Annotated in this window: 18 protein-coding genes; 17 read left to right on the plus strand and 1 reads right to left on the minus strand. The window is 61.5% G+C overall.

What is annotated here, in order from left to right:
- The first annotated feature begins 42 nt into the window (after window positions 1–42).
- From CVM52_RS06180 to CVM52_RS06245, 14 genes are all read left to right on the plus strand, one after another.
- The gene (locus CVM52_RS06180; RefSeq protein WP_100161634.1) at window positions 43–1032 is read left to right on the plus strand and encodes a 2Fe-2S iron-sulfur cluster binding domain-containing protein; all 990 of its coding nucleotides are present in this window, start codon (window positions 43–45) and stop codon (window positions 1030–1032) included.
- A 109-nt stretch (window positions 1033–1141) separates the two neighbouring features.
- Window positions 1142–1567 (plus strand): luciferase domain-containing protein, encoded by a 426-nt coding sequence (locus tag CVM52_RS06185; RefSeq protein WP_205964894.1) that lies wholly within the window; start codon window positions 1142–1144, stop codon window positions 1565–1567.
- Window positions 1564–2037, plus strand: coding sequence for a 2Fe-2S iron-sulfur cluster binding domain-containing protein (locus CVM52_RS06190; RefSeq protein WP_205964895.1), 474 nt, complete (start codon window positions 1564–1566; stop codon window positions 2035–2037). Before CVM52_RS06185 ends, CVM52_RS06190 begins: the two co-directional genes overlap by 4 nt.
- Complete coding sequence (locus CVM52_RS06195; protein ID WP_172720923.1) at window positions 2027–2677, plus strand: OmpW/AlkL family protein; 651 nt, start codon at window positions 2027–2029, stop codon at window positions 2675–2677. Before CVM52_RS06190 ends, CVM52_RS06195 begins: the two co-directional genes overlap by 11 nt.
- A 95-nt stretch (window positions 2678–2772) precedes the next feature.
- Complete coding sequence (locus CVM52_RS06200) at window positions 2773–4266, plus strand: AfsR/SARP family transcriptional regulator (RefSeq protein ID WP_100161638.1); 1494 nt, start codon at window positions 2773–2775, stop codon at window positions 4264–4266.
- Between the two features lie 429 nt (window positions 4267–4695).
- Window positions 4696–5928, plus strand: a complete 1233-nt coding sequence (locus CVM52_RS06205; RefSeq protein ID WP_100161639.1) for a cytochrome P450 — start codon at window positions 4696–4698, stop codon at window positions 5926–5928.
- A gap of 2 nt (window positions 5929–5930) precedes the next feature.
- A complete protein-coding gene (locus CVM52_RS06210) occupies window positions 5931–6998 on the plus strand; it encodes a PEP/pyruvate-binding domain-containing protein (RefSeq protein WP_205964896.1) in 1068 nt (355 codons plus the stop codon).
- A 60-nt stretch (window positions 6999–7058) separates the two neighbouring features.
- On the plus strand, window positions 7059–8870 hold the full coding sequence (locus tag CVM52_RS06215; protein WP_100161641.1) for a PEP-utilizing enzyme: 1812 nt from the start codon (window positions 7059–7061) through the stop codon (window positions 8868–8870).
- A 69-nt stretch (window positions 8871–8939) separates the two neighbouring features.
- The gene (locus CVM52_RS06220; RefSeq protein ID WP_100161642.1) at window positions 8940–9545 is read left to right on the plus strand and encodes an HD domain-containing protein; all 606 of its coding nucleotides are present in this window, start codon (window positions 8940–8942) and stop codon (window positions 9543–9545) included.
- 9 nt (window positions 9546–9554) lie between these two features.
- Window positions 9555–10994 carry an aldehyde dehydrogenase family protein gene (locus tag CVM52_RS06225; protein WP_100161643.1) on the plus strand — a complete coding sequence of 480 codons (1440 nt, stop codon included), beginning with the start codon at window positions 9555–9557 and terminating at the stop codon, window positions 10992–10994.
- Window positions 10991–11611: an HD domain-containing protein gene (locus tag CVM52_RS06230; RefSeq protein ID WP_100161644.1), complete on the plus strand. Its 621-nt coding sequence runs from the start codon at window positions 10991–10993 to the stop codon at window positions 11609–11611. The genes CVM52_RS06225 and CVM52_RS06230 overlap by 4 nt, the downstream gene beginning before the upstream one ends.
- Window positions 11604–12365 carry an SDR family NAD(P)-dependent oxidoreductase gene (locus CVM52_RS06235; protein ID WP_100161645.1) on the plus strand — a complete coding sequence of 254 codons (762 nt, stop codon included), beginning with the start codon at window positions 11604–11606 and terminating at the stop codon, window positions 12363–12365. Before CVM52_RS06230 ends, CVM52_RS06235 begins: the two co-directional genes overlap by 8 nt.
- A gap of 9 nt (window positions 12366–12374) precedes the next feature.
- Window positions 12375–12689 carry a 2Fe-2S iron-sulfur cluster-binding protein gene (locus tag CVM52_RS06240; RefSeq protein WP_100161646.1) on the plus strand — a complete coding sequence of 105 codons (315 nt, stop codon included), beginning with the start codon at window positions 12375–12377 and terminating at the stop codon, window positions 12687–12689.
- 3 nt (window positions 12690–12692) lie between these two features.
- Window positions 12693–13913 carry an NAD(P)/FAD-dependent oxidoreductase gene (locus CVM52_RS06245; RefSeq protein ID WP_100161647.1) on the plus strand — a complete coding sequence of 407 codons (1221 nt, stop codon included), beginning with the start codon at window positions 12693–12695 and terminating at the stop codon, window positions 13911–13913.
- 10 nt (window positions 13914–13923) lie between these two features.
- Here CVM52_RS06245 and CVM52_RS06250 read toward each other — a convergent pair whose 3' ends face one another.
- Window positions 13924–14682, minus strand: a complete 759-nt coding sequence (locus tag CVM52_RS06250) for an IclR family transcriptional regulator domain-containing protein (RefSeq protein ID WP_100161648.1) — start codon at window positions 14680–14682, stop codon at window positions 13924–13926.
- Between the two features lie 105 nt (window positions 14683–14787).
- On the opposite strand from CVM52_RS06250, the gene CVM52_RS06255 reads away from it, so the two are divergent.
- Genes CVM52_RS06255 through pcaF form a run of 3 tightly spaced genes read left to right on the plus strand, consistent with a single transcriptional unit; the run spans window position 14788 to window position 17398 of the window.
- Window positions 14788–15507, plus strand: a complete 720-nt coding sequence (locus tag CVM52_RS06255; protein ID WP_100161649.1) for a 3-oxoacid CoA-transferase subunit A — start codon at window positions 14788–14790, stop codon at window positions 15505–15507.
- Window positions 15508–15524: 17 nt separating this feature from the next.
- Window positions 15525–16199 (plus strand): 3-oxoacid CoA-transferase subunit B, encoded by a 675-nt coding sequence (locus CVM52_RS06260; protein WP_370741383.1) that lies wholly within the window; start codon window positions 15525–15527, stop codon window positions 16197–16199.
- The gene (gene pcaF / locus CVM52_RS06265; RefSeq protein ID WP_100161651.1) at window positions 16199–17398 is read left to right on the plus strand and encodes a 3-oxoadipyl-CoA thiolase; all 1200 of its coding nucleotides are present in this window, start codon (window positions 16199–16201) and stop codon (window positions 17396–17398) included. Before CVM52_RS06260 ends, pcaF begins: the two co-directional genes overlap by 1 nt.

Genomic DNA, 17398 nt, shown 5'->3' on the forward strand with positions numbered 1-17398 from the left:
GCCGGCGGCATCGCCGCCGGCCGTCAAATTCAGGACACTCCGATGAGCTACACCGTCACCATCGTGCCGGATGGGCCGAGCTTTGACGCCCAACCGGAAGAAACGCTCCTTGAAGCCGCACGGCGCGCCGGGGTCGCATTCCCGCACGAATGTGGTTGGGGTAGCTGCGGCACCTGCAAGGTTACGCTGGTCTCGGGCGATACCGAACTGTTGTTTCCGGATGCTCCGGCGATCAACCCTCGGGATGTGCGGACCGGGCGTATCGTAGCATGCCAATCCATGGCCCGAAGCGATCTCACCATTCGCCTCTCGCCGGCGGCCCCTCCGCAGCTTCCCGTTCCAGACCGCTTATTCGAAACTGAATTGGTGTCGGTAGAAGACCTAGCACCAGAGATTCGGCGCTTCACATTTCGTGCGGAAGAAGACATCGACTTTCTGCCAGGCCAATACGCGATCCTTCACCTCGGGCCGGGTCTCAGGCGGGCCTACTCGATGTGCAACCTCCCGGGCGAGGGAGTGTTGCAGGTCATTTCCAAGCGCTATTCTGGTGGCTCCGGATCAGAGGCACTTGCTGCCATGGCCACGGGTGACCGGCTGACGCTGGAGGCGCCATTTGGCACCTGCACACTGAATCGGAGTCCGGGGCGTAAGGTGTTCATAGCCGGGGGCACCGGAATTTCACCGATCCTTGCTCTGGTGCGTCAGGTGGCGCGGGAAGGCGTCGACTTCGCTGCCCCCGTGGATGTTATTTACTGCGCTCGCCGCCCGGAGGATCTCGCGGCAAGTGCTGAGTTATCTGATGCTGTCGATCGTGTGGCTGGAGCGAGTTGCCGACTCTACGCCGAGGACTGCACAGGCCAACCGGCAGTGTCTTCCGGCCGGGCGACCGAGGCCATTGCCGAAACGCGCCACGACCCGGCCGAAACCGAATTCTACGTGGCCGGGCCACCGGTAATGGTCAATGCGGTCAAGGCTCATCTAAAGGAGGCCGGTGTACCGATTACCCGGGTTCGCTATGACAGTTTCGGCTAGACAGCGAACCAACGCGGGTTCCGGTGTGCCTTTCCCGCCAGGTCTAAAACGACTTGTGCGCCGCACAGATGCAAGGCCACGCATCGAGCCCAGATGGCCATGCCAGCAATTGGAGCAAACCTCTGACCAGTCTCTACGCGATGCCCTTGAGCTAGCTGTTCTCGAATTTTCCGGCGTGTCAGCCTGTGCTAGCCCATTCGACGCGCCCGGTATCGGCTTTGCCCTGAACGACGATCTTGCTCGTGGACAGCCCGAAGCCTTCATCACTGGCAATTGCTGGCTATCGCTTCAGCCGACGGGTGCGATGCACCTGAGCCTGCGCCCGGAATGGGCGCAAAAGATCGTAAACCACGGCTGGGCCACGGTTCATCCCTTTGCCCGATATATGGCCGGAGCTGTGCCTCCGCAGAGCCTTGTCGTCTATGCGCCGCGCGATCCCGCGGAGCTTGCCGTTGTCTGCCGTATCGCAAGCGCCGCTCATGCCTACGCAATGGGAAGGATCGGGGATGTAATTCTCCCCGATACCCGTTGGTGACGAACGCGATGGGCAAACCTGAACCTCAGTATTTTCGGGTGACCTTGAAGCGGCCCGAGGGCGTGTTTTCCTTGGACGCGCCTTCGGACGAGTACCTGCTCTACGCAATGCAGGATGCGGGTATTGAGAGTCCGTTCATTTGCGAGCAGGGCTGGTGTTTGGCTTGCGCCGCACTGTTGGTCGACGGTCAGGTCGACCGCTCTGCCGCGCTCACGAATTACCCGGAAGATGCCGCGGCTGGCTTCGTCCTGCTCTGCTCTTCACGGCCTCTTTCCGATCTCGTCTTGACGCAGGACGTCCACGAAACGCGCCGTGCCATGACGCAACACCGCATAGCCCATAACCAGCTTGCCCGGGCGTATCCACCGGGATCGAGAGCGGGCTTTCGACGTGGCCGCGCAGCGTCGACCGCACCAACACCTTGCTGCAATTCCAATAATTTAGGGAGGAATGAAAGTGATGAAACTTAGAACATTGGCACTTACCTTGTCGGCGCTGGCGATCGCGCCCCCGGCTGTCGCAGATGACAGTAAGATCGGATGGTATCTTCAGCTTGGACCCGCCGGCGTCGCCTTCTCAGAGGGTGCCAGTATTTCCGCCGGAGGCAGTACGATCCCGGGTGCCAGTACAACATTGTCCGACAATGTCACGCTCGGTTTTGGTCTCGGATATCGTTTCACCGAGGATTTTTCAGTCATCGCAATTGGCGGCATTCCCCCAACCACAACGATCAAAGGCACCGGACCGTTGAACGGAGTAACGGTCGGAAAGGTCACCTATGGCCCATTGATCGTGGCAGCCAACTACCACATACCGACGAAAGGAAAATTCCAACCCTTCATCGGGGCGGGCATCAACTACACTATGGTGTTCGATACCAAGGACAGCGGGATCTCCAACTTAAAGGCTGACAGTGCCTTCGGAGGCGTTCTGCGGCTCGGCTTCGATTACATGGTAGACGATAGCAATGGCTTTTTCTTTTCGGCCAACAAGGTCTTCGTGAACACGAAGGCTACGGGCAACGCGGTTGCTCTCGGTGGTGCGCCGGTCGATGCGAAGATCGATCTGGACCCGCTCATTCTCCATGCGGGTTGGGTTCATCGCTTTTGACTGCCATGGGCCCAGTCGCCCAGGCTGGGCCCATGTCTCTGTATCGAAGAAGATGCCATGCTTGTCTTAAGCGAGCTCGATTGATTTGATACTGTATGGCAGCCGCAAAACAAATACATGCAACGGCAAAGAGCTTCGCCTTCTTCGGTGCGAAGCAGAACGCGCTTTTGCGAAGCACCGTTCGGCTGGCCAAAACCCATCTTCACATAACTGGCGTTCTTCACGTCGGGCCCGTGCCCCTGACACGAACTGGACGGATTGCGAAGATTGACGGTTTCCGGCCGGAGCAGGTTTTGGCCGGAGAACTCGGCTTTGACCGGGTTCCCGTTTCTTTCTCGATGATCGAGAAAGAACTCGGCAAGAGATTGCTTGAAACGCCCGGGGGAACGGCATTGACCGTCGATATGGAATGGGGGCTTCAGACAGCGTCTGCTACGGCGAATTTCGAAGGCTGGATGGCGGTCGCACAGACGCTGGCTGAGAGGTTCGATCGCCCGATCATCTCACTCTACAACCGAAGTTTGTTGATCGACGAGCACCTTTTGGCGGCGCTGCGCGGCCATCCGGCAGTGCTTGCGCCAGAGGGGATCGTGCCCAATCCTCACTGGCTGCCGCCGCCGCTCTACGCAAAGGGGACGCTGCGCGAGCAGGTCAACTTCTGGCTTGGCGGCATCGCGCCCAGCCTCATTCGAGACAACCCAAATGCCGACCGACACGCGGCCGAAGGAGCCGATCCGATGTGGCTTCTCAACCGAGGGGCGGACGAACCGGCGATTCCGGGCGAAGACCTTCGTGAGCGTTGGAAGATCCGCTGTTTTGGGCGACTACGGATATACCGCGCGAATGGCAGCCAGGTCGAATGGGCCATTCCCGGCGGAGCCACAATGAAAACCAAAACGCTATTCGCATATCTTCTGCAGCAGGGGGGCAAAGGCGCACGCACGGACGATCTTGCCGACCTTCTTTGGCCCGAAGCAGAAAGTGCCGAGGCAGCGCGTAACCGACTGTATCATACGGTTCGCGGGCTTCGCCAGGCGTTGCAGGGGCCTGAGGGGAACAAGAGTACGAGCTACGTGCTTCGCGACGGTACCAGCTATGTGCTTTCACCTCCGGATCGAAGCTGGCTGGATATTTCGGCGTTCGAACAGCTGTGTCGGCAATCGCAAAGCCATCTAAAGGCGCGGGATTTCGATGAAGCTCTGGTTTGCTTGCGGGCAGCGGACCGCCTCTATACCGGCGATCTCTTCGAAGACATTCCGTCAGAATATGTCGACGATCAGGAACGCGACTGGTGTTGGACGCGCCGTTACTGGCTGCGCGACATGTATCTCAAGGTCCAGCGCGACGCAGCACGCATATACCGTGAACGAGCTGAATACTCGGCAGCCTTAAGCCATTGCCAGAAAGCGCTGAAGGTTGATCCACTCGCAGAATTTGCGCATGAGGAGGCAATGTTGGCTTTCGCGGCGCAGGGACGCCGCGAAGCCATTGAGCGACAATATGCGCTCTACTCCGAGTCACTTTCGCGGTTCGATGATCGTCCACGCAGCGCGGAACTGACTAAGATATTTCATTCATTGGTAAAATAGCAGGTAGGTGCTGCGTTCTGCCGTGCTCGACATCATTAGTCGCCTCTATCAGCATCCCGTTGCTCAGTCCTGGTTCCACTCGCAGCAAATGTGCTGCCCTGAAGTCCTATCTGACCACGATGTTCCCCAAGAATTGGTAGGTCGTGCCATCGGTACACTCCAAGCGTGGCAGCTGTCCTTGAACCATCCGGCCGGGCATCGATTCGGCGTTGTCCATGCCTCCGGCTTTTAGAAAGGCGGGTTTCCGAAATGCGGCGGAGACGTTCGAGACTGTGCGAGAATCTCCGCCCATCCTACCTTCAGGTCTTTGGAAAATGTATGAATTTCAGTAAATTGAGCGCCAACGAGATAACCAAAGAAAAACCAAAGCTCGACTGCTATTCTGCACGTTGAAAGCACATCATAGCGCACATCATGGGAGGACTTGCGATGAGCGTTGCGGAAATCGCCCGCAGAGACGACGGATTCGATCCGTTCGATCTGAACGCCCCATTCGACACATGGGAACAGCTGCGCGAAGAGCAGCCCGTCTTTTTCCACGAACCCACCGGCTACTTTGTCGTGACCCGTCATGCGGACGTGAAAGCGGTGTTCGACGACTGGGAGACTTTTTCCTCGGAAAATGCCCAGGCGCCGATGCGCCCGATGTGCGAAGAGGGCAAGCGCATCATGAAAGAGGGCGGCTTTACTGCTTATTCCGGGCTTTCGGCCCGCGTGCCCCCCGATCACACACGTATTCGCAAGATCGTGCAGGGTTGTTTCGGTCCGCGCCGGTTCAAGTCGATCGAGCCGAAGATCGAGGCGATCATCGACCGCCAACTGAACAAGGTCGCGCCGCAGGGTGGCTGCGATTTCTTCCGCGAAGTCGCCTATGAGGTGCCTGCGCTGGTGCTCTTTACCTTGATGGGCATCCCCGATGCGGATGTGCCGAAGGTTAAGGACTGGGCGGTGAGCCGCGCACTCCTGACATGGGGCAACCTCACCGACGAGGAACAAATCCCGCATGCGCACAAGATGGTTGAATACTGGGCCTATTGCCGGGCCTTGGTCGCAGCGCGCAAGGAAGTGCCGGGTGACGACCTTCCATCGGACCTGGTTCGGCTTCAGGCCGAGGGCGCTGAGATTACTGACGAGGAAATCGCTGGCGTGATGTATTCCGTGCTCTTTGCTGGGCACGAGACGACTACGACCCTGATGGCAAACGCCGTAATTTCCCTGATGAACAATCGCGATCAATGGGATGCGATCTGTGCTGATCCATCCCTGATCCCCTCTGCGACTGAAGAGGTGCTGCGCTATTCGCCCTCTATCGTCGCCTGGCGTCGTAGGGCGAAAAAGGACACCGAAATCGGTGGTGTGGCCGTGCCGAAAGGCTCCGACATCCTGCTGATCATGGGCTCGGCCAACCGCGACGAGGCTGTGTTCGAGAACGGGTGCCAGTTCGATGTGACACGCAAGAACGCACGTACTCACCTCAGTTTCGGTTTCGGTATTCACTTTTGCATCGGCTCCCAACTCGCAAAGCTCGAGTTCGGCATCATGCTGCGTGAGCTGACAAGGCGCTTCCCGGAGATGCGCCTCAAGGAAGGGCAGGAGATCACCTTCCTCCACAACATCTCGTTCCGAGTGCCGGCACGGGTCGATGTCCAATGGGGAGCGTGAGCATGACAGATATGAAGTTCATCCTGCCTTTCGACCGGATCACGGCAGCGGATCATGGGCGTGTGGGCGGCAAATGCGCCTCGCTGGGCGATATGACCCAAGCGGGGGTGGCGGTGCCGCCGGGTTACGCGGTCACGACGGAGGCCTATGAGGCGATGTTGAACGAGACCGGATTGCGCGCTGAAATCGAAGCCCAACTGGCCCGGCTCGATTTCGACGATGTCACCGATCAGGAACGCGCCGCACAGGCGATCCAGATCCGCTTCCGTTCGCATCCGCTGCCTCCCGCGGTCGAAGCCGCGATCCGGTCTGAATATGCCACATTGGGGGAGGATATGCCGGTCGCGGTACGTTCGTCAGCCACCGCCGAGGACTTGCCGGATGCGAGTTTCGCCGGACAGCAGGACACTTACCTCTGGGTCACCGGCGCCGATGCCGTGGTCGAGAAGGTCCGCGATTGCTGGGCTTCTCTGTTCACCGCCCGGGCCATGGCTTATCGGCACAAACACGAGCTCGGTCAGATCGAGGTGCTGATGAGCGTTGCCGTGCAGAAGATGGTGAACGCCCGCGCCGCCGGTGTGGCAATGACGCTTGATCCGGTCAATGGCGATCGTACGCGGATCGTGATCGACGCATCCTATGGGTTGGGCGAAATGGTGGTGTCCGGGATCGTGACGCCGGACAATTACTCGGTCGAAAAGGTGCTGATGGAAATCGTGGATCGCAAGATCTCTGACAAGCATCTCGAACTCTTGCCCGATCCCGCCGCCCGCACCACTGTTGAGCGCGAGATTGAGGGCCCGCGCCGCACCGCGCAATGCCTGTCCGATGCCGAGATCATCGCGGTGGCCAAGCTTGCCAAGGATCTGGAGCGCATCAAAGGCTGCCCGCAGGATGTGGAATGGGCTATCGACGCCGATCTGCCGGAAGGCGAGAACCTTCTGGCCTTGCAGGCGCGGCCCGAAACTGTCTGGTCGCGCAAACCCGCCGAAAAACCGAAAGCAAGCTATGCCACCGGCATGATGGGTATCGTCGGTGCTTTGAACAACCCAATTGGCTCCGGCAGTTGATCGCCGGGCCCAATACAGCACCAACAAAAACACTCGGTATTCTAGGGAGGAGTAACCTGAATGGACCAACAAACCCCGCTGTTTCCCAGCGCCTATGACGTCAAGGCTCCGCAAGGCGCTGAGGGTTGGGAAGAACTGTATCCGTATTATCTGACGTTCCAGCCCAACCTGCGCGAAAAGGAAGACGCGAAATTCTGGTTCTGCGACAGCCAGCACTGGCCGAACCCGTTCAAACCCTTCGATGCGGTGACGGTGGAGTATGCGGTTCGCTGCCTCGGGCAGTATAATACCCGCCACTATCTTGTGCCGCCGGCAAACGGTGTCGATTACCGCATTCACAACGGCTATTGTTACATGTCGCCGATCGCGGTGGCGCCCGAACTGATCGAGGGCCGTATTCCGCAGTTCCTCGAACGTGCGGGCCACTATTTCCAGAACTGGGACAGCCTGCTCGAGAATTGGCACAAGAAGGTCAAGGCGAACATCGCCGACATGGAAGCGCTGAATTTCGAGAAGCTGCCCGAGACGGTGCATATCGACTGGATCACCGAAGGGCGCGGTGCCGATCCGCATCTCGATATGATGGCCAGCTACGATGCCGCCATCCAGCTGCTCTACAAGACCTGGCAGTACCATTTCGAGTTCCTCAATCTCGGCTATGCCGCCTATCTCGACTTCTTCGGCTTCATGAAGGGCCAGTTCCCGACCATTCCCGATCAGGCCATCGCCAAGATGGTGCAGGGGGTCGATAGCGATCTGTTCCGTCCCGACGACGAGCTGAAGAAGCTCGCGCGTCTGGCCATCGAACTGGGCGTTGCCGATGCACTGAAGTCTGGCACGGTCGACGAGGCTCTTGCGGCGGTGGCCAAAGCCGCCAAAGGTCAGCTCTGGCTCGATGCCTGGGAGGCCGCGAAAGACCCGTGGTTCAACTTTACTTCCGGCAACGGGTTCTATTCGACCGACAAGTACTGGATCGAACATCTCGATATCCCCATGGGCTATCTGCGCGACTACATCATCCGCGCCGAGGCCGGCGAGACCATCGAGCGGCCGACCGAAAAGCTGGTGGCTGAACGCGACCGGATCACCGGCGAATACGAGGCGATGATGGACGAGGAAGCTCGCGGCGTTTTTGCCGAGAAGCTTGGACTTGCCCGCGTCGTCTTCCCCTATGTGGAGAACCACAATTTCTACATCGAACACTGGTCGATGTGCGTGTTCTGGAAAAAGATGCGTGCGTTGAGCAAACTCCTGATGGAAGAGGGCTTCTGGCCGACCGAGGACGGCATGTTCTATCTGAGCCGTCAGGAAGTGCGCGATGTTCTGTTCGACTATGGCAATGCCTGGGCCACGGGCGGCGAATGGATCGGGCCGAGTTATTGGCCGCAGGAAATCGAACGCCGCCGTGGCATCATCGATGCGCTCTCGACCCAGCCGCCGCAGCCGGCGCTGAACAACCCGCCGGAGGTCATCACCGAACCCTTCACCATCATGCTTTGGGGCATCACGTCGGAATCGATCCAGAACTGGGTCGGTGGTGGCGATGCCGAAGACGGGTTGAAGGGCATGGCGGCCAGCCCTGGTGCGGTCGAGGGCATCGCCCGCGTGGTGCGCAGCCCCGATCAGCTTGATGAAATCCAGGAGGGCGAAATCCTCGTGACGCCGGTTACGGCTCCAAGCTGGGCGCCGGTCTTCGGCAAGATCAAGGCTACGGTCACCGATATCGGCGGGATGATGAGCCATGCGGCCATCGTCTGCCGCGAATACGGGCTTCCGGCCGTGACCGGGACAGGCAACGGGTCGTCCGTGATCAAGACCGGGCAGAAGCTTCGGGTCGATGGCAACACCGGCAAAGTGACGCTTTTGGACTGAACGATTTCGGGGGCCAGGAGAACTATTAACTTCGCTGGCCCCCGAACCCGAACTGACACCGAGGTTCCGATGCTCGATAAACCCACCGACCTGAGCCGGTACGATGCCGTTTGGCGAGCGGCAGAACGCTATATGCGAGCCCGAAAAAACGACGTTCATATCCCTCTTTCTTTCGCCTGGGCGCAAAAGCTGCTTGCCGAATATCCCGAGGCGGATCGCGATGTCTGTTCGCTCGCGATCCTGCTCCACGACATCGGCTGGTATGCGATCGATATGGAAGACATCATCGAAAAGGGTTTTTCCGGCCCCAACATGCTCCAGTCAGATGTACGCTATCTGCACGAAGCCGAAGGGGTTCGGATGGCAACCGAGGTGCTGGAAGACACCGGCTGGGAGGCGGCGGTCATCGCCCAGGTTTGCGAGATCATCGACGGGCACGATACCCGGCCTGACCCGCGCCATCTCAATGACCGGATCGTCCGTGACGCTGACAAACTGTGGCGCTTTTCCGTGACAGGGGTCTCGGTCGCCTGCGACTGGTTCAAGACGACGCCACATGGTTACGCCGACCGGTTGGAGAAACAGAAGACGCAGCTAGAGACCGAGGCCGGGGTGCGCATGGCGACGGAAACCCTGGCTGAAACGCGCAAGGCGCTCATGCTGCATGTGATCTGAGGGCAAACCATGGAAATGTTCATTGATGGGGCGTGGCGCGCGGCCACGAGCGGAGAGCGATTGAATGTCATCGCGCCAGCCACGGGGCAGGTGATCGATACGGTCCCGCATGGCAACGCTTCCGATGCCGATCTGGCCATTCGCGCCGCGGAACGCGCAATGGCGGAGTGGAAGCGACGCCCGATGGCCGACCGCGTGGCGATCCAGAAGACCTGCGCCCAGGCAATGCGAGATCACGCCGAGACCGTTGGGAACGCGCTTCACGCTGAACTGGGCCGGCCCTTGCCCGCCTGCATCGCTGAGATCACCCGCTCTGCCGACCTGCTCGATGTCTATGCCGAAGAGGGACTGCGCCTGTCGGCCAGCATGTCGCTCGGGGCGGCGCCGGGCGAGCGGACGGTGGTGACGCGTGAGCCGGTCGGGGTGGTAATCGCGATCACTCCCTTCAACTATCCCATCACCCTTTTGATGTTCAAACTCGGGGCTGCTCTGATTGCGGGCTGTACCGTGGTTGCCAAGCCTGCAGAAGACACGCCGATATCGACGCTGATGCTGGCGGAGATTTTCCATAGCGCCGGTCTTCCGGCGGGCGTGTTCAATGTCGTGACCGGCAAAGGCCGCGAGATCGGCACGGCGATGATCGAACACCCCATCCCCCGAAAGATCGCCTTCACGGGTGGCACGGCGGCGGGCAAGGCCATCGCCGCAGCAGCCACAGGAACGATGAAGCGGGTGACACTGGAACTTGGGGGGCAAAGCGCAGCCATCGTCTGCGCGGATGCGGATCTCGACAAGGCAACCACAGCTATCGCGCGCCACGGCTTCGCGAATTCCGGTCAGTTCTGTTACCGCGTAAACCGCGTGTTCGTTGAGCGACCGGTCTACGAGGAGGTGCTTAGGCGTCTTGCGGAGAAAGCGGGCAAGCTGACCCTGCAGCCGGTCGGGGGCGAGGGCGATCTCGGCCCGCTGGTAAACGAGAAGATCTATTCCAACAGTGCGCTGCAATCCGATGACGCCCGTGAGAAAGGTGCGCGCATCCTTCTGGGGGGAACGCGGCAGACCGGCCCCGGCTTTGACGATGGTTTCTATTTCCCGCCAACGTTGATCGCCGACGCAACGCAGGACATGCTGATCATGCGCGAAGAAACCTTTGGCCCGGTGCTCGGCATCGCGCCGGTGGACAGCGCGCAGGAAGCGCTGGACCTGGCCAACCGAAGCCGCTACGGGCTTGCCGGCTTCGTCTTCTGCCGCGATTTGGCGAAGGGCTTGACGCTATGCGAAGGGCTTGAGGCAGGCTCGGTCTGGCTCAATGATATTCACCGCTCTTCGCATTATGTTCCCTTCGGCGGTATGAAGGAGAGCGGGCTGGGGCGTGAGAAGGGCCGCTACGGGGTCGAAAGCTACCTCGAATACAAGACCATGTATCTCAGCTACGAGGTGCCGATATGACGCCCTCGACGCTCATGCCCCGCGATCTGCCGCTTTGGGAGGAGGCTCGCGGCTTTCTCGATGTGCGCTCGAACGATGTGCATACGCTGATCTCATACGGCATCGCGAAGGCGCTGCTGGTGGAACATCCGGGGGTGGTGGAAAGCATCGTTTTGCCTGCGATCCTGCTGCATGACGTGGGTTGGAAGCGGATCGACCCCGCGCTCATGGCGGATGCGATCGGGCCGAACCCGACGCGCAAGGAGCTGGTGCGCGAACACGAGATCTATGGCGTCGAGATCGCCGGAGACATCCTGCGCCGTCATCGCCCCGAGGGCGTCGATATCGACGCGGTGCTGGCGATCATCGACCAGCACGACACTCTGAAAGAGGCCAGCTCGCCCGAGGATGCGCTGGTCAAAGATGCCGACAAGGGCTGGCGCTTTTCTCCGCATGGGGTTGAGACCATCTGCGGCTGGTTCGGAACGCCCGCCGCCGAGACGCTCGACATGCTGGAGGATTTCGTGCTGCCGCAATTTCTGACTGATACCGGGCGGATCATGGCCCGAGCCTATCTGGCAGCTGGGCGTGCCACGTTCGAAGCCCCGGCCTATCTCAAGGAGAGCGCCAATGTCTGATCTCGATCTGCAAGGCAAGCGAGCCGTCATCACCGGCGCAGCGGGCGGTTTGGGCCGGGCCTTTGCCGAAGGCTTCGCCAAGGCCGGGGCGGAGGTGCTGGTCGCCGACATCAACGCCGAAGGGTGCGCCGAAACCGTGGCCTTGATTGAGGCAGCAGGCGGCAAGGCCCATGCCACGAGCGTGGATGTCACGGACCGCGAAAGCTGCATCGCGCTGGCTCGCACCGCCGAAACCACGCTGGGCGGCGCGGATGTGCTGGTGAACAATGCTGCGATCTATGCGGGGCTGGAACGCCGGTCGCTCGAAGACATCGACGAGGCGATCTGGGACAAGGTGATGGCGGTCAACGTCAAGGGCGTCTGGCAGGTCAGCCGTGCCCTTACCCCCGTCATGCGCAAGGGTGGTGGCGGGGCCATCGTCAATGTCTCGTCGGCGACTGTTTTTTCCGGCTCGCCGCAATGGCTTCACTACGTCGCTTCGAAAGGCGCGGTGATCGCCATGTCGCGGGCCATGGCCCGCGAGCTGGGCGATGACAACATCCGGGTCAACGTGCTGGCGCCGGGCTTCACCCTGACCGAAGCAAGCCTCGGGCTGATGGACGACGCGGCTTCCTACGGGGTCACGCGCGGAGCGCTCAAACGTGCGGCGGGGGCCGAGGACATGGTTGGCGGCGCACTCTATCTTGCATCGCCGCTGGCTGGTTTCGTGACCGGACAGACCCTGATTGTCGATGGCGGACGCCAATTCAACTGAGGAACAATAATGGTCAAACTGATATTCATCGAGCCGTCGGGCAACCGCAGGGAAATTGAGGCCGAGCCGGGCCAGAGCGTGATGGTCGCCGCCACTTCGGCAGGCGTGGGCGGAATCGTGGCAGAATGCGGCGGCTCGTGCGTTTGCGCGACCTGCCATTGCCGGGTCGTCGAACACGGCGACGCCCTGCCCACGATGGAGGATGCCGAGCGGGACACGTTGGAATTCACCTCGGATGCGATGGGCGAAACCAGCCGTCTAACCTGTCAGATCGAAGTGACGTCGGCTCTCGAAGGTGTCGTCTTCGAAGTCGTCGGGCACTGAGTGATGGCGGGGATCGTCATCATCGGCGCGGGGCATGGTGGCACACAACTGGCCATATCCCTGCGCGAGGAAGGCTATACGGCGCCGATCAACCTAATCTCGGCGGATCCGGACCATCCCTACCACAAGCCACCGCTATCCAAATCCTTCATGAAGGCCCCCGATGTCGCGCTGCAGCCTCTGCGTGCGCCGCAAGTCTTCGCGGATCAAGACATCAACCTGGGGCTTGGTGTGTCGGTCGAAATGGTGGATCGGCCCGGCCAGACGGTGCGCCTGTCTGGCGGGGAAACCTGCGCTTACGACAAGCTTGTCTTCGCGACCGGCACAGTGGCGCGCAAGCTGGCCGTGCCGGGCCACGACCTGAACGGGGTATTCACCTTGCGTACCGCAGAGGATGCACGTGCCCTGCGGACTGCTCTGCCGGATGCCGCGCGCGTCGTGGTGATCGGTGGCGGGTTCATTGGGCTCGAAGCCGCGGCAATGCTCTCGGCGCGCGGACTTGCGGTCAGTGTCGTCGAACTCGCGCCACGTCTCCTCGGCCGTGCGGCCAGCGCCACATTGGCTTCGGTCGTCGAGGGCACCTTGATCGAAACGGGTGTCGAGGTTCTGACGGTGGCGAAGATTGAAGGGATCGAAGGGACGGCGGGGCAGGTCGATGCTGTCCGGCTCGAAGATAGGACGCTGCCTGCTGATCTTGTCATCGTCGGTGTCGGTGCGCTTCCGGTGGTCGGTTTGGCCGAAGAGGCGGGCCTGACCATCGACAATGGCATTGTGGCGGACGCATACCTTGCGACCTCTGATCCGGATATCTACGCGCTGGGCGATTGTGCCTCGTTTCCGATGGGGGGATCGAGGCTGCGGCTGGAGTCCGTCCAGAACGCAACCGATCAGGCGCGAACGCTCGCGAAGACACTGGCTGGGATGCCGACTGAATATTCCGCCGTCCCGTGGTTCTGGTCGGATATCGGCGCCATGAAGTTGCAGATCGCGGGCCTTTCGGCGGGCGCGGATGCCGAGGTCACGAGCGTTACGGCGGAAGGGCGTCTGAAGTCGATCTATCATCTGCGCGGCGGGCGTTTGATCGCGGTCGAAACCATAAACAGTACTGGCGAACACATGCTGGCCCGGCAGATGCTGGCGGCGGGCTTCACGCCGCCCGAGGATCTGATGCGGCAGGGCGACCCGCGTGCGCTCAAGGCGGCTTTTCAGGGTTTGACCGCCTGACAGAAGCCCCTCAGAGCAGACGCCGCAAACCGGCCTGTACCTTCAAGAGTTTCGGCAGATAGATCTCGGCCAGTTGCCCGGCATTTTCCTGCGTCGCGGCCATACCGGTGTTCAGCGCGGCGATAACCCGGCCCCGCGCATCGAAGAGCGGCACGGCTATGGAGCGTAAACCGATCTCGACCTCCTGGTCGATGATCGCGTAGCCCTGCGCCCGGGCACCGTCGATTTGATCCATGATTTCGTCGGGATCGGCGAGGGAATGGCTCGTGCGCGGCGAAAGATCCGATGCCTCAACGAGCGCGAACGCCCGCTCGCGCGGCAGCGCGGCGAGAAGCACGCGTCCCATCGAGGTGGTGCAGGCGGGAAGCCGGGACCCGGGCATCAGTCCGATCGACATCACCCGCTTTTGCGCGGCCCGGGCGATGTAGACGATCTCGGTCTCATCCAGAAGTGCCACGGAACAGCTCTGTCCGATCTGCTCGGACAGTTGGTCGAGCCAGGGTTGCACGATCTGGGGCAGGGGCAGCGAGGCAATCGCGGCGACCCCGAGCCGCAGGACGCGCGGCGTGAGGGTAAAGAACTTGCCGTCGTAGTCGGCATAGCCCTCCCGGTGCAGGGTCAGGAGGACGCGCCGCGCGGTGGCACGGTCCAGCCCGCTGTTTTCGGCGGCCTCGGTGATTGACAGCCGCGGCGTTTCGGAACTGAAAGCCTCGATGACCTTCAGGCCCTTCACCAGAGAGGCGACGTAATCGGTGGATTTGTTCAACATGCGCACTTGTTTCTACATATTTTGAACAAAGATCAACATATGAACAAATGACTCGCTCCAGCCTCCGATCCGGCGCTATGGCAGGGACATCAAGCGGAGGAGCATATGAGCAAGGTTGCAGCATCCCTGGCCGAGGCAGTCGCGGAGATCCCGGACGGGGCACAGGTCATGATCGGCGGTTTCGGGGGATCCGGCGCGCCGATCGAACTGATTCACGCACTGATCGACCGGTACCGTGCCACCGGCAGTCCGAAGAGCCTGACGGTCATCAACAACAACGCCGGCAACGGGGCAATCGGCATCGCCGCGATGATCAAGGCGGGCATGGTTGCCAAGATGATCTGCTCGTTCCCGCGCTCGTCGAATGCCGAGGCGTTCAACGAGAAATACCTGGCAGACGAAATCGCGCTGGAACTCGTCCCGCAAGGCACGCTGGCCGAGCGGATCCGCGCGGCCGGAGCGGGCATTCCCGCCTTTTACACACCGTCGAGCTATGGAACCGAGCTGGCAGCAGGCAAGCCGGTCGAGGAATTCGACGGCAAGATGTATGTGTGCGAGCGCTGGCTGAAGGCCGACTATGCGCTCATCAAGGGCCAGAACGGCGACCAAGCGGGCAACCTGACCTATCGGCTGGCGGGGCGGAACTTCAATCCGTTGATGGCGATGGCGGCGGCGAGAACCATCGCTCAGGTCGCCGATCTCGGCGCGCCAGGCTCCATCGACGCCGAACAGGTCGTCACCCCCGGTATCTTCGTCGACGTGGTCGTCGCGGTGCCGGACCCGCAGCAGGAAGAAGTGCTCGTTCGCAGGGGGGTGGTCTACTGATGTCCGGTTTCAATGTGATGGAAGACAAGCTGTCGAACGCGCAGATCGCATGGCGCGCAGCGCAGGATATCGAAGACGGGTCCTATGTGAACCTCGGCATCGGTTTCCCCGAGATGATCGCCACCTTCCAGCCCGAGGGTCGCGAGGTGACCTATCATACCGAGAACGGCGTCCTTGGCTTCGGCGAGGCACCGGCCAAGGGCGAAGAGGACTGGGACCTCATCAACGCGGGCAAGAAAGCGATCACGCTGAAGCCGGGCGCGGCCTTCTTCCACCATGCCGACAGCTTCGCCATGGTGCGCGGCGGGCATCTGGATCTGGCTGTCCTCGGCGCCTATCAGGTCGCGCAGAACGGCGACCTTGCCAACTGGCGCGTGGGGTCCAAAGGTGTCCCGGCGGTCGGCGGCGCGATGGACCTTGTCCACGGCGCGAAACGCGTCGCGGTCGTGACCGACCACGTCACCAAGGAGGGCGGGCCGAAACTGGTCGAGACCTGCACCTTCCCGCTGACCGGCGTCGGCTGCGTTACCCGAGTCTATACCTCGCTTGCGGTGGTGGACATCGAGGGCAGCAGATTCGTGCTGCGCGAAAAGCTGCCCGTGATTTCCATGGAAGAGCTACAGGCGGTGACCGGCGCGCTGCTGCATATCGACGGGCCGGTCGGCGATCTCATCGTGCCGGAGGGGATTTGATGACCGAGGTTTTCATCTGCGACTACATCCGTACCCCGATCGGCCGTTATGGCGGCGCGCTCTCGGCGATCCGGACCGACGATCTGGGCGCGATCCCGCTGCGGGCGCTGGCGGAGCGAAACCCCGGGATGGACCTTGCGGCGATCGACGAGGTGATCTTCGGTTGCGCCAATCAGGCTGGCGAGGACAACCGCAACGTCGCGCGGATGTCGCTCCTGCTCGCGGGCTACCCGGAGACGGTACCGGGCACCACGATGAACCGGCTCTGCGGTTCGGGGATGGATGCGGTCATCACCGCCGCCCGTGCGATCAAGGCGGCCGAGGCGGAACTGATCGTTGCGGGCGGGGTCGAGTCGATGTCGCGTGCACCCTTCGTCATGCCGAAGGCCACCACCGCCTTTTCCCGTGCGAACGAGGTGCATGACACCACCATCGGCTGGCGCTTAGTCAATCCGCTGATGAAGGCGCAATACGGCGTCGATTCCATGCCCGAGACGGCCGAGAACGTCGCCGAGGATTTCGGGATCAGCCGCGCCGATCAGGATGCCTTTGCAATCCGCTCGCAACAGAAGGCGGGTGCCGCGATGGTAAGCGGCCGGCTCGCGCAGGAGATCGTGCCGGTCCAGATCCCGCAGCGCAGGGGCGCGCCGGTGATCGTGGCCGAAGACGAACATCCGCGACCCGCGACGACAATGGCGGATCTTGAGAAACTGAAAACCTTCGTGAAGGCGGACGGCACCGTGACGGCGGGCAATTCCTCCGGCGTGAACGACGGGGCGGCGGCTCTCATCCTTGCGACCAAGACGGCGGCACTGAAGCACGGCCTGACGCCCATCGCCAAGGTGCTCGGCGGCGCGACGGCTGGTGTGGCCCCCCGCATCATGGGGTTCGGCCCGGCGCCCGCGTCGAAGAAGCTGATGGCGCGGCTCGGGCTTGCGCCTGACGACTTTGCGGTGATCGAGCTGAATGAGGCCTTCGCCTCGCAAGGGCTGGCGACGCTTCGTGACCTCGGCATCGCCGACGACGATCCGCGGGTGAACCCGAACGGCGGCGCCATCGCGCTTGGCCATCCCCTCGGCATGTCTGGCGCGCGCATCACCGGCACCGCGATGCTCGGGCTGGAGCCGGGCGAGAGGTCGCTCTCGACCATGTGTATCGGTGTCGGCCAGGGCATCGCCATCGCGCTGGAAGCGGTCTGA

Origin of the sequence: Pseudooceanicola lipolyticus (assembly GCF_002786325.1) — a bacterium.
In the GTDB taxonomy this organism is placed as follows: Bacteria; Pseudomonadota; Alphaproteobacteria; order Rhodobacterales; family Rhodobacteraceae; genus Pseudooceanicola_C; species Pseudooceanicola_C lipolyticus.